Genomic DNA, 12,671 nt, shown 5'->3' with positions numbered 1-12,671 from the left:
CGAGCCGGCATAAAGGCCACGCATCGCGTGGCCCTGTCGTATAAAAAGAGAGAAGTGGGAAATGGTTTAAGCAGGGAGGTTGAAGCGATGCCCACAGATCAGGCAGAGGTTGTGGGCGAGTACATGACGGTCAAGCTTGTCGCCCAGTTGAGCGCCTAATGCACAGCCGCCAGCGCCGCCAACAAGCCCGCCGAGAATCGCGCCAGAAACGGCTCCGAGAGTGACGCCGAAGGGACCGGCAACTGCGCCGACGGTGGCACCCGCTTGACTGCCGGCTAATGCTGCACTGACACCGCGTGTTGCGCCGCCGAACGTACCGAGTGCAGCTGCAATTTTCATAGCCTGGTGGAGAGAGGCGATTTTGGGTGAGTTACACCTAGGGCACTGCAATGACATGGGGCGAACCTCTTTGGTAGTGATGTCATAGCTGTTATGTGTGTTTGAGAATTTTTAGAATCGGATGGAAATTCTTGCGTTGCTGTTCGCTCTGATCGGCCGCAATTGGTCAATAGCCGCTGTGTATGGTCAATATTGCTGATGGTCGGCCAATCGCCATTAGTGGTAGCGTTAGGGTATTAGCAGGCACCGTCCTCTCTTGGTTGGTTGACAGAGCTGAAGCGGATGTCCGATTTCTAGCAAATTTCCAGCGATACAGGGATGTCATGGTGCGTATTCCTAGCCCAACCAACAAAGGTGGGCCTGCGGCAAGGCAAGGCTTCAAGTATCAAGACCACGTAGCCGTCAGCTTCATTTTCAAAATGCTTTGCGATAGCAACTACTCTCAAGTGGAGTGCGAGACAGCGGACGATATCGTTGCTGTATTTCAGTGCGCAGGGCACACCGTAAATGAATATATCCAGGTCAAAACGACCGAGGATGACAAGAAATGGAACTGGCAAGAGGTGATCGCGCTGGACGGCGGTAAGGCCGATTCTTCCCTGCTACACAAATCGCTAAAATGCGACGTGCGACCAGGACTCGCCTGCTTCCGAATCGTGACCAAACGCGATGTCGCAACCATTCTTGAGGGCTTCAAAACCTCGTTGGAGAAGCGGGTTTTACCCGATAGCACCACGGTCCGAGGCTTGGCACTGTTCAACAAATTTAAGAAATTCATGTCTGCGCAGAAGCGGAATTTCTCCTACTGGGCAGAAAATTTTGTCTGGCAGGTATACGGTGATGTTGAGACGTTAGAGGCCGTCAATATTAAAGCTCTGTCGCAGCTTGCTGAGCATCTCGGAAATCGCCCCAATTTTACTCAGCTTCAGGCTATTTACGACGAGTTCCTGGAGCTGGCCGACAAGGCCGCCACAGCAAACGTGAAGACAGCTGCGGCGAAAAAGATAATTCATCGAGAGCCGGCACTAGCTCATCTGAAGCAGCTATTGGACGAGGCTGATGACAAGTCAACGACCACGTCCAAGCCCTACAAAAAACGCCCAGATCCGTTTTTGGTCGAGTTTCACGCCAGCACCGAAGAAGGCCTGTTGCGCTCCGTCTCTGGCTTTAACGTGAGCTATGCCCTGAAAAAATGGCGATACGACGGCTTTGCTAAACATCTCATCGAATGGCTGCCCGAATTCTCCCTCAAGGCCAGCGAGATCGTGAATATCCTTGCGCACAACGCCGAAATGATCCTGGCCCGCTCAATCAGTTCGTTTAGCGACACGGAACTGCCGCGCGACAGACTCATCGCAGAACTGATTCTCCATGCCATCCTGCGAAGCCGCCAAAACAGTGAGCCAGTTGCATGCAAGGTATTCTACAAATCCGCCGGCAAGCTTTCTGAGTTTGGTAACGCTCACATCGTGCAGCAGTCTGGGCAGGACGATCAGCTATGGCTAGGCCTTGCACGCCTAATTGAAGCGGGTGCTATGGATGCGACGCTGGAACAGATCTGCGAAGTCCTTGACGGCACAATCTCGGAAACAGTGTTGTCGGCAGAGCGCGAAATCATTATTTCCCTGCGCGAACCTCTGCACCATCAGCCCAAGGCAGAAGCCTTCAACCAGGCCCTACATCGTAATTCGTCAGTCGACGACATGCTGAACGTCCTCTGCTTTCCCATCCTATTGACCTACGATAGCGCGGCGCTCTCGTCCGGCTGGCTTGCTGACTATGTAAACACCCTCAAGACAGAGATTCAGGCCCACTACAGCACGTTTATCACTCAACTGCCGGAGAACATCAAGCAGGTAAAGGTAATGGTCTTTCTGGTGCCTATGGAGAGCATCGTGCAGCTAACACAGGCCTTCAATGCGCGCTGCAAAACGCTGGAAGACTTACAGGCACTTAGCTGATACCCGTCCTTCGGTTGACGTAGCTGAAGATATAGGAAGGTGAGGGCATCCGAGGGCTGGCCAAGCCTGCCTCGGAGATTTCAAGGAACGATGCGGTCATGAATTACGAAACGATCAAAAAAAAGTTGGCTCAGCTCAGTGATGAGGGTGCATCGACGATCGATGTGCTGCTCGCCATCAACACCATCGTCAACAGGAGCAACTCAGAGTGGGAGGGTCGTGACTTAGTGATCCGAGCACTCGACAGATTCAGCCTGTTCGACTCAGTCGAACAGTCGCTGCTGCTCAACATGGTGCGGGCCGTCGGCCTCTTCCCTTACATCACTCCTCACCTAAGCAACATGGCCCTGTCTGACCGACTGGCGTACGAAGCTCACAGGGTTGAGGGTGTCGAACAAGGTATGGTTTTCCATCACCTACAGGCCCACGTTTTCAGCCTGATCATGCAAAGCCGAAACGTAGTGCTGAGCGCATCCACTAGCGTAGGAAAGAGCCTCGTCATCGACGCTGTACTGGCGCAACGACGATTCAAGAAGGTGGTTGTGATTGTTCCAACCATTGCATTGATCGACGAAACCCGTCGACGCTTGGTCAAGCGTTTTAAAGACTTCAACCTGATCACCCATCCCAGCCAGGAAGCTGTGTCCGATACAACCAACGTCTACCTGCTCACCCAGGAGCGGGTCATACAGCGTCCTGACCTAGCTGATGTGGAGTTCTTTGTCCTGGACGAGTTTTACAAAATCGACCTGGCGAACGACAAAGATGAAAGTACCAGAGCCGTCGACCTGAGCTTAGCGTTCCACAAACTCGCCAAGACCGGCGCTCAGTTCTACATGCTCGGGCCACATATACAGAAGATCTCAGGCCTGGATGGTTACGAGTACCACTTCATCCCCTCCGACTACAGCACAGTTGCAGTCGATATACAGAATTTCAATCTGGGTATGCGCTCCGAAGAGCGGAAGGAAAAATTGCTGGAGCTTGTCAAGACCTTGGAGTCACCTACCCTGATCTACTGTCAGGCACCACCGAGCGCGAACAGGGTTGCCGAGTATCTGATCAAGGAAGCTGGGCTGGCCCCCGTGGTTGAAACACAAGAAATAGCCGCTTGGATCTCCAAGCATTACCACCCTGAATGGAACGTTGCCAAGGCGATATCGCTGGGCATCGGGATTCACCATGGTGGGGTGCCACGTGCACTGCAGCAATACATAGTCAAACTGTTCAATGAAGGGGTAATCAAGCGGATCATTTGCACCTCGACGATGATCGAGGGCGTTAACACCTCGGCAGAGAACGTGATCATCTATGACCGTCGACTGAACACATCGACTTTCGACTACTTCACGTACAAGAACATTTCCGGTCGTGCTGGTCGCATGAACAAATACTTCATCGGCAAAGTGTTCATGCTCGAAGCGCCGCCACTGGAGCAAGGCCTCACAGTCGAATACCCCATAGGCCATCAGAACGAGAGTTCTCCAATGGGGCTCCTAATGCAGTTGGAGAACGAGTACCTCACTGACGTTTCGCGAGGGCGGCTGCAGGAAGCGTATGCCAATCCTGTGCTGTCACCAGCAACCCTGATCGAAAATAGGCACATCCCCATTGATCGGCAGGTTGAGGTCGCGGAGACGATTATTCGAGACTTGCCGCACAGTCGTAGCCTGCTTGCATGGAAAGGCATCCCTGAACAGGCTAACCAGTTCAACTACTTGTGTGAGCTGGTATACAGTCTGGAAGGCGGAAACCTGATGGACTACGGGATATCCTCCAGCTCGCAGCTGGCTTGGCATATCAATGAGCTCCGCACACAGAAAAGCCTACCCGCTTACCTTAGGGACGCGGTAGCAAGCCGGCGAGAGGATGACACGGCCAGTGAGGCCATAAATCTACGTCTGAAGTTCATCAGAAACATGGTTTGCTTTCGCTTGCCACGGGACATTATGGCCATCAACAAGATTCAGGCCGACGTGCTGACTAGAAACGGGGTCGAACCGGGTGACTTCAGCTTCTTTGCTGAACAGCTTGAAAACCTGTTCCTCGACCCCCTACTCACCGCCCTGGACGAGTATGGCATTCCCACTCAAATTTCCACCCAGATCAAAAACTTGATCCTACCGTCGGAGAATCTGAACGATTTGCTGGGAAAACTCCGGGCATTGGCCCCCCGAGTAGAGCGACTTCAGCTGAGCAGCTTTGAAAAAAGCTTAATGCATTGGGCGGTAGCCGAAATGTAGTGAGCTTTCACGTTGGCTGAAAATTTGCAATCCACTTGACCACCTGCTTGCGTTTGTACTGACCAGCGATTGCATCGGATTTGACCAAAACGTTTCATGGACATGACCGACAGAGAATGGCCAATAGCTAGCAGCCGTAACGGGTGCAATCAATTAGAAGCTGCTGGTTAGGAATTGAAGATGCAGGCCACAAGCCACAGCAAAAAACAGCTAGTCGCCTGCAAATGCTTTTGAATTGGCTGCCAACGGTGCTGCGCTGGGCGCCACGCTATGCTTGCCGGCTACGTCAGCAACCTTAGTCCGTTCCTCAACGGAGTTGCGATCGGTCGGAGAACACGCGAACCTGCATGTCATCTATCCAAATAATCCGGATTTCATATGCAATCTGAGCCTATCAAAAAGCGCATTATCAAGAGTCTCATTGATGAAATCGTCTCCATCGATGCATCATCGCTTGAGCTGTTTGGGCACCGCCTCATAGAGCTCATCGAAGATAAACGACTTGTTCATCATGGATTGAACGCCGACTATCGCCCAGTGGGATACACCGTCGACACGTTCTCCCACAGCGGTGATGTCATTGGCGAATATAGCGCCGAGAAGGGCTACTTCGTAAATGCCGGGGGGGAACATGATCCCCCCGTCTTCAAGAAGGTCGCTAAGGACATCGATCATGCTCTATCACATGGAAATCCTAAGAAGATTTATCTCATCGCTAGCCAAGAGGAACCGGAATCCTTTCGCGCAAAATTTCTAAAAAGTGACCACGGCCAGAAATACGCAGGCATCGTTAACATTCTCGACGCGCGCGAATTGGCGAAGCTCGTATACGAGTTTTCCGTGGCAAATCCTAGTGACGGCGCCTTCTTTGGAGATTTCTTTCCTGACTTCGCAAAGAATTTAGAGAATTACGAGTACTACGGGCGCATCCCGAGCAGGTGCGAAAATCATCAATCCGATGATTCAGTTTTGAACGTAGTGCGTAAGCAGCTGGAATCAGGATTAGGTATATGCGTTCTGCACGGCCTGAGTGGCACGGGTAAAACCCAAGCGGCTATTGACTACGTCCGACAGCACGTGGAGCAGATTGGAAACTACATTTGGATTTATGGCGAGGACCTGAAGAAGAGTGCTTCATTTAGTTCAATAAAGCGCTCCCGTGGTGGTACTCCCTTTAACGTTGCCGGAGCCTTTAACTCCTACCCCACATTACTCGTGATCGACAACTTGGATTGGGTCGTCGATGAATCGACATTCGAGGAGCTACAACCAGGTTTGGCTTCAGGTGGCCTTGTTCTTGTGACATCGACTCTAAATTCGCCTGGGAGTAAGTATTACGTGCCTGCACCGGCGCTCTCATTCGAGACTGCGGTCAAAGTGTTGGGTGAAGACGCTCGAAAGCTCAGTGAGCTTGCACGCAGATATGTCGAGGTTTGCAGGTTTTCCCCACTTATCCTCGCGGCAACGCGAAGCGTGTGTAAGGTGAACGGTATAGACAAGGAGTCCTTCTACAGGGAGGTGTTAGAAAAGCCAGATCTGCTGTCAAGCCAAGACGGAACGTTCATTATGCGTGAAGTTCTAAGCAGGCTGGACACGCACTCGTTAGAAGCTCTTGTTAAGATTGCCAACTCCATGTCAGGAACGCACGACGCGCGGTTTCTCGGAACGTTTATCAGGCAGACTGCATCGATTAACCTTCAGCGTCTTTCGATTCTCCAATCGGCGACGACTCCTGGGCTATTGAAAGTTCATGATTTGATTTGTGATGCTGTAAGGACAGTGCCAGATGCTCAGCCTGTCTCTGATGCCATTGAAAAGTATGTCGCTGAGGGGGCTGGTGAGATGCTGTCTAGTGCCATCCGCCAGATTCACCTGTGTGAGTTGCAATTGATGGAGATCCATCACTTACGCGGCGCTAGGGCTCCAGACTGGCTAATGTATGCCCTCATGCAGGCCGGTGGTGATGCTCGTTCAGAGATCGCTGCAAATCTATACGAATTGCCAATCACGAAGAAGTCCTCACTGGCGGAAGTTCTCTGCATCGTAGATGCGAAGGAGGATTTCGCTTACACAATCGATGACAACGCGGCGCGCCAAACCTACTACAAGGAGTGCGCGCACGAATATCAGTCGGTTATTGATGTTGGAGTGCGTGATGAGCTGAAGATCGAGTTGCTTCATCATCGTGGTAAAGCCATGCGTCGCTCTGGCATGGTTGTCGAGGCGCTCAACTCATTTCAAGAGATTCTGGCTCACCGGCCGGAATGGCATGCTGCTCATGGCCAAATCGCTCATTTGGGCACTCAAAGAGAAGCTGACGCTCGAATGAAAGGAGCCGGCGAGGCTTCAATGGTTTGGCTGGTTGAAAGACTTCTCAGCGGCTCGTCAGCCGTCCCACTTCGTGTCTCACTCGCTGCGGTTGCTCGTTTGCGTTCGTATCCCAAAGTGCTGGCTGAGGTGTCGGCTGATCCTAGCAAAGTCAAGCAGGTGTCGGACGTGATTGCGATCGCGGCATTGGACGGGCTAGATCAGTTCTACGAAGCGTTCTTGGCATTCACCTCAAAGTTTGGATATGAGCATAGTGACGCAACTATCTCACTTGCAGATGCCATGCCAGAACTTTTGACTGTGCCGCCCGAGTCAATTGATCCCAAGCAATGGACGAGCGCGTGTGAGGCGCTTTCAAACACTGCGCAGTCTGCCAAGAGCGCCGGCAAGGCAAAGTTAGCTAGCCGACTAAATGCGTCAGCAATGATTTTCGCGGACGCATTGGTCGACGCGGGAAGCTTGAACGCATTCTCGGTGAGAGCTGTTATGAAAGCATTCCTAGCTGCCGACGTGCCTGCTAGGGCCCTAGAAGTTTGCGAAAAATTCGCGCCCGAAACGAAGGATCACTGGCTTCTCTATCGCAAGAGTCAAGCGTTGCTCGAACTAACAGAAGCGAACTTGGCATTAGATGTCGCGCGTGAGGCGCTTGAATCTGCCAAACGAGATGAAAAGGCGGCAGGCCGAATCGCAAGCTATTACGAACTCATGAGCAAATGTGCTGAGGCCATCCCGGACATTTCCGCCGCTGTTGCACATTGCAAAGAGGCGATTGAATCTGGTGCTGGTGACAAATACATGCAGCAACTCCAAGGGCGCCTTTCTAGGCTCACGGGTAACTGAATCAACACTATGGTTAGGGTTTTATTTGAGAATACTGCACGCGGTATAGCAGCTGACTATTCGGGGATCCGAGGGAAGAATTCCTTTTCAAAAATCGAAGCTGCTAAGCGGCCTAGCTGCGAGTAGCTTAGCGCAAAGGGGCTGCCCTGGATCGAACGCTGTCGTTCATAGCTGTTGCTTTAGACCCAAAATGCCCCTTCAGCCCTTGGCCAATTTTACTCAAGCAGTCCAATCCTGCAATGCAGCTTCAACTTAGATTTTTGCCGGGACATGGAATTAATATAAATGAGCAACATTGGCTAGACGCTTTGATTTCGCAGTCGGCATCTTGCCTGCACCTCGCGGTTGAACCAGCCAAACCTTGATCGAATGGTTCATTCGTCGTCGTCATCGTCCTCTTCATTTTCTGGATAGAAATCATTTTCTCCAGATCTATTGGTTATGAAGCATACGAAATTGTACGCTGCTAAAGTATAATCGAATACCCGTAGTGGAATAGCGTCGATTCTCTTGTTGACGTGTGTTTTGAAGTAGTCGAATGGTAAGAGATCATCATCAACAAGATAGGAGTGCTTGATTTTATTATTCAGTACTCTCAATTCGTCAATGGTGGTATAGGAGATGGCATTTTTCAGAATGATATTCCGATCTGTGTAGTATTTTTCAATATCTTTCCATATGTGTGGCGCACGTTTCCCAGAGGCGTGATTTGAAATAACTGCCAGGCAGCGAGTTGAAATTTGCTCTATTGTGGCCCATAAGTTAATAACCAAACTCTCGTTAGCAATGCACTCCACCTGACGAAGCTGGGCTGCGGCGTTGAAATTCCGGAACGCCATTCGGGCTGATGAGATTTTCTCTTGATCGTCTCCCATGTGGTCGAACATTAAATTGTAGTGCTTGTTGAAGGCTTCAAACAATGGCGCAACTACTTGGTTGCTTTGCGTATGAGTAAACATCGCAAATTGATGAAACATCACAATGTCGTCGATACGTTGGGTAGCCTGTAGTTTTAGCGAGCTACGCTCAACTCCCAGAGTGCCAGAAGGAAACCTAAAGGTTTCTCGCAGAAACGGTTTTAAACTCTCATCGTCGCGACTAAGAATTTCCATTGCATTTAAAGTCAGGGGGTGCTTCATGATATCTCTTTGTCGTGAGGGCTATTGGGCTAATGAGTGAGTGCGATGTAGTCTCACGGTTCAGCCGGTTCGATTTGCACAAGTGTTTCGTTTTGTTTTCGCGATCAGAATAACTAGGGATCCTCTGAAAAAGCCTACACTCGAAAATTTCGAGTCAGGAAATACGCGATCTGCTGGCCTGCGAATCTGAAAAATTTGGGGCTTTTCAGAGGATCCCTAGAGAGTCGCTGATTTATTCGCCTTTTTGCAACCAAGGTGCCCTGCAAGCCTTGATTTATAAGGGAGGCAATCGCTGGAATTTGAATTAATCAGCGGTTCCCTAGGCAGCTGTATTCGTTGGCTGGGCAGGGTAAGGTGCCCATTCCAACGTGGCGCATTTCCGCAATTCAACTCGTACGCACGGCGGTTAGGGAAACGGTTTTAAACATCCCAGTCCCTCGCACTCTAATTGTGCTCGCAGATATTTTTGATGATGGCTCAATGCCATTGAAGCACATGCAAAGACATGATCAAAGCTTTGGCGAGCCAACGCATTTTAGATAAATCTCAACTGACTGCTATGGGTCGTTTTACGCCGGTCGTGACTGCAGTGGTCGCTGGTCTAAGACGAATGCAAATGACTGGAGCGGCTTTGCAAGTGGGCGGTCAAATCCGTGCAACTACGCGTGTTGGCTGCAAAATCGATTGGGCGACAAAAGGTGTCGCTGATACCTGACGCCTTTCGAGAACCATCTGCTTCAGCGCCATGTTTACTAAAGAATGGCAGACCCATTTACATTGCGTGTCACAAAGTCGGCCCAATCAGCCATCAATACACGGCGTTTTTCCAATAAGTCACTTCGCCAATAGGCCGCCTCAGCACCGCTGGCGACAACGTGAGCCAAAGCCATCTCGCAGACTTCACGCGCATGTGGTGTACATTCAGCAGCCCAGTCCCTGAATGTGCTGCGAAACCCATGAGCAGTAATGACTTTGTCATTGCTATTGCGCCAGCCCTTGCCACCATCATCCAGGTCCTTTTGGTCCATGCGACGCAAAGTCATTAACATGGCCATATTGCTAATGGGGCGACCTTTACGAGCCCCTGGAAACAGCAACGAGCTACCTTTGATTCGTGGGAGATCTTCGAGCAGTGCGATAAGCGCATCAGATAACGGCACGGTATGAATTTTCCCCGCTTTCATTCGCACCGCTGGAATCGTCCATAGCTTGGCTTTCAAATCAACCTCACTCCAGTCGGCTTCAAGAACCTCGCTGGTTCGGCAGGCAGTGAGGATCGTCATTTTGAGTGCGTAGGCGGATTGTCCTTCGACACTATCAAGTGCCGGTATGAAACGAGCCAACTCCGAGTAAGGCAATGCCGGGTGGTTTTGGGTACGTTTAGCCTTGGAGCTCGGTGGTAACAGCTTGTCTAGGTGTCCACGCCAGCGTGCTGGGTTTTCACCGTCTCGCAGTCCACGTGCTTTGGCGGCATCGAGGACTAGTTCGATCCTGTTACGAACCCGGCTAGCTGTTTCGGCTTTGCTGCCCCAGATGGGCTTTAGAATGTCGAGGATGTGCTCGGTGGTGATCTGATTGGTGGCGAGTTCGCCGATGACGGGCGCGGCGTAAGTAGCCAGTGTGTTCGTCCATTGCTGGGCGTGTTTGACGTTTTTCCAGCCAGCACGGTGAGCTTCTATGTAATCGGCTGAAACGTCCCGGAACGTGATGGCTTTATTTTTACGTTGCAGCTCAGCGGTCACCTGTGCCGTTCGTTCATCGTCACGAGCCTGTAAGGGGTCAATACCATCGCGCAGTAAACGACGCTTATCGCTACTGTTTTGCCGAGCTTCCTTAAGGCCGATTGCAGGATAGGTGCCTAACCCCATCTCCCTCCGCTTTCCGGAGAGCTGGAAGCGCAGTACCCAATACTTCTTCCCATTGGGCTTGATCAGGAGACGTAGGCCATCTCCGTCCTCGTAGGTGCCTGGGGTTGTCAGATTTTCAATTTGCTTAGCGGTCAGCTTTCCCATGGGAATATCCTTTATCTGGTTTGTTCCCCCATTTGTTCCCCCACAAAGGCTAGGAAGGTGACGAATGTTGGTAGATGTCTTAAGACGATGATAGGCTTAAAAGTGCCTTAATATAAAGGGTTAGGAGGCTTGTTGAGTTTGTGGTGGATTCTAATTTGGCGGACTCCTTCACCGCCATATTTAGAAAAGCCCGTGAATTCAGTTAATTAGAGTTCACGGGCTTTTTCGTTTGTACTACTTGATTGTACTACTCTCGCTCTCCGGCACGTCCCTTCTAACGCTAGGCTGTCACGTTCTGTGTCTTACATGCTCTAGAGTCTGACTATCAGAAATCTGATGGCGATGAAGGTTTGTTGCCAAGGCCGAATTCAACCCAGAAACCAGACTCACGACGACGTGCTGAACAGCTTGCGCATTCCGCCGCAGCTTATGGGCACCGTGCCGCAGAGCGCGGGTGGGTTTGGATCGGTCAGAGAGGCGGCGCAGATCTATGCGACCAATGAGCTGGAGCCGATTCAGGCCTGCATGGCGCAGGTGAATCACTGGCTCGAGGAGGAGGTCTGCTCATGTGGCGTAAAGCCCGGCTGCGCTCATAGGACTATATTTCCCTCCTCGGGTAAAACAGCTTAGGTATATAGCTCTATCTCTATAGTGGCTACTAGTAAGTCTTTAGTGCGTATCTTTGCAGAGAAGGTATATCGGGAAAGAGCGGCGGATGCGGAAGTACTTTCGACATCAAAAAAAAGTGGTTCGACTGATGAAGTCAATTTCAACGCGATTAAGTCAATATGAGCAATGTTGTAGCTGGCTTTTTTGTTTAGCATGTGATGGAGTAGGCGGGTAGTCACTTGACCTACTGCCCCAGCGATTATAGCAACTGGCCAAGTAGGGAACTCCGAAAAATGCCCGGGAAAACAGTCGGGTAATAACGGTTTACTTTTTGCCGTCAGCGTCCAACCATCAGGGTCGTAAAAATCCAGTTCAATTGGTTTCGAGTACGGAGAGATTTGCGACAGAGGCATTCGGGCAGTTTTATACCCACTGAATGCTTTGGCAAACACTGCCTCTGAAAGAATCTGATACTCACAGTTCAGGTGGGCAAATGGTTGACCATCAGAGGCAGTAGCGCTGATTACGAGTACTCGTTTGCTTTGAGTAATAACTTCCGCGGACGCTTGAAATTTTCTTTCGTTGTTAGGGCTTCGAAATATCCTAAGCGTGGCTTTGGACGCCAAGTAATAATTTTTCCCTTCGGTCTTATCCACCACGGCGGCGCAAGAGCCCAGAATCGCTAAGTGCCTTCCTATTTCGGCATACGATAAGCCGCCTCGCTCATACCCTATATTTTGCTCCGATACAAAATCACCACTGATCGTTTGCCTTTGCCCCTCCAATCTTTCAAAAGCGAAATACGGTGCTTGAACCGCAATGTGATCGCAAATGTCTGGAATGTTTAAAGTTTTCATTGTCGATTCCTTATTAAGATTTCCAACCAAGCCTAAATTGGCGGGGGGCGGGACTTTGCTTTGTAATAGTGAACCACCCAGACTTAATGCTTTAGCCAGGTCGAGTTGAATCGTCGCAGGTATACGATACGGAGTTTATGATATGAATCAGGTCAGCAACGTATCGATGGCCTGGTATTGCCCTAATGCTTGGCAGCTGTCAATCGTTAATCGGTGCGAATAGCTTGGGGCTATGCGGATCTTGAGCGCTGCGCAATAAAAGGCCGTTGAAATGCCGGCCAAAAATAAGCCTGGGTTAACGTGATGAAAGTTAAGCGATTAATGGAGGGGCAGGGTCATTGAT

General features: G+C 50.7%; 8 protein-coding genes and 1 pseudogene. 5 read left to right on the top strand and 4 right to left on the bottom strand.

The window, feature by feature from the left end; all coding sequences use genetic code 11:
• Positions 1 to 66: 66 nt before the first annotated feature.
• Positions 67 to 396 (bottom strand): hypothetical protein, encoded by a 330-nt coding sequence (locus tag F0169_RS27705; RefSeq protein WP_152745710.1) that lies wholly within the window; start codon positions 394 to 396, stop codon positions 67 to 69.
• A gap of 125 nt (positions 397 to 521) precedes the next feature.
• On the opposite strand from F0169_RS27705, the gene F0169_RS04205 reads away from it, so the two are divergent.
• The 3 genes from F0169_RS04205 (at position 522) to F0169_RS04195 (ending at position 7,711) form a co-directional block, all read left to right on the top strand.
• Positions 522 to 2,300: a HamA C-terminal domain-containing protein gene (locus tag F0169_RS04205; RefSeq protein WP_241679044.1), complete on the top strand. Its 1,779-nt coding sequence runs from the start codon at positions 522 to 524 to the stop codon at positions 2,298 to 2,300.
• Between the two features lie 98 nt (positions 2,301 to 2,398).
• Positions 2,399 to 4,543, top strand: coding sequence for a DEAD/DEAH box helicase (locus tag F0169_RS04200; RefSeq protein WP_152745708.1), 2,145 nt, complete (start codon positions 2,399 to 2,401; stop codon positions 4,541 to 4,543).
• Between the two features lie 378 nt (positions 4,544 to 4,921).
• Positions 4,922 to 7,711, top strand: a complete 2,790-nt coding sequence (locus F0169_RS04195; protein WP_152745706.1) for a DEAD/DEAH box helicase family protein — start codon at positions 4,922 to 4,924, stop codon at positions 7,709 to 7,711.
• Positions 7,712 to 8,085: 374 nt separating this feature from the next.
• On the opposite strand, the gene F0169_RS04190 is transcribed toward F0169_RS04195, so the two are convergent.
• Positions 8,086 to 8,850, bottom strand: coding sequence for a hypothetical protein (locus tag F0169_RS04190; RefSeq protein WP_152745704.1), 765 nt, complete (start codon positions 8,848 to 8,850; stop codon positions 8,086 to 8,088).
• Between the two features lie 505 nt (positions 8,851 to 9,355).
• Between F0169_RS04190 and F0169_RS04185 the strand changes: the two genes are divergently transcribed.
• A complete protein-coding gene (locus F0169_RS04185; RefSeq protein WP_152745702.1) occupies positions 9,356 to 9,565 on the top strand; it encodes a hypothetical protein in 210 nt (69 codons plus the stop codon).
• 37 nt (positions 9,566 to 9,602) lie between these two features.
• Here the strand turns inward: F0169_RS04185 and F0169_RS04180 are convergent, their stop codons facing one another.
• Positions 9,603 to 10,862, bottom strand: coding sequence for a tyrosine-type recombinase/integrase (locus tag F0169_RS04180; protein ID WP_152745700.1), 1,260 nt, complete (start codon positions 10,860 to 10,862; stop codon positions 9,603 to 9,605).
• A gap of 375 nt (positions 10,863 to 11,237) precedes the next feature.
• Here F0169_RS04180 and F0169_RS27700 point away from each other — a divergent pair.
• A pseudogene (locus tag F0169_RS27700) lies at positions 11,238 to 11,492 on the top strand (hypothetical protein); the annotation flags it as partial.
• Here F0169_RS27700 and F0169_RS04170 read toward each other — a convergent pair.
• Positions 11,489 to 12,328: a hypothetical protein gene (locus F0169_RS04170; RefSeq protein ID WP_152745698.1), complete on the bottom strand. Its 840-nt coding sequence runs from the start codon at positions 12,326 to 12,328 to the stop codon at positions 11,489 to 11,491. The pseudogene F0169_RS27700 and the gene F0169_RS04170 sit on opposite strands and share 4 nt — an antisense overlap.
• Between the last annotated feature and the right edge of the window lie 343 nt (positions 12,329 to 12,671).

It is taken from the genome of Pseudomonas kitaguniensis (assembly GCF_009296165.1).
Classification (GTDB): domain Bacteria; phylum Pseudomonadota; class Gammaproteobacteria; order Pseudomonadales; family Pseudomonadaceae; genus Aquipseudomonas; species Aquipseudomonas kitaguniensis.
The sequence above is the reverse complement of the archived record's forward strand: the minus strand, read 5'-3'. Positions and strand labels throughout refer to the sequence as shown.

Coding starts and splice junctions, on each gene's coding strand:
- F0169_RS27705 (WP_152745710.1), bottom strand. CDS start 396: ATGTCATTGCAGTGCCCTAGGTGTAACTCACCCAAAATCGCCTCTCTC.
- F0169_RS04205 (WP_241679044.1), top strand. CDS start 522: ATGGTCAATATTGCTGATGGTCGGCCAATCGCCATTAGTGGTAGCGTT.
- F0169_RS04200 (WP_152745708.1), top strand. CDS start 2,399: ATGAATTACGAAACGATCAAAAAAAAGTTGGCTCAGCTCAGTGATGAG.
- F0169_RS04195 (WP_152745706.1), top strand. CDS start 4,922: ATGCAATCTGAGCCTATCAAAAAGCGCATTATCAAGAGTCTCATTGAT.
- F0169_RS04190 (WP_152745704.1), bottom strand. CDS start 8,850: ATGAAGCACCCCCTGACTTTAAATGCAATGGAAATTCTTAGTCGCGAC.
- F0169_RS04185 (WP_152745702.1), top strand. CDS start 9,356: ATGATCAAAGCTTTGGCGAGCCAACGCATTTTAGATAAATCTCAACTG.
- F0169_RS04180 (WP_152745700.1), bottom strand. CDS start 10,862: ATGGGAAAGCTGACCGCTAAGCAAATTGAAAATCTGACAACCCCAGGC.
- F0169_RS04170 (WP_152745698.1), bottom strand. CDS start 12,328: ATGAAAACTTTAAACATTCCAGACATTTGCGATCACATTGCGGTTCAA.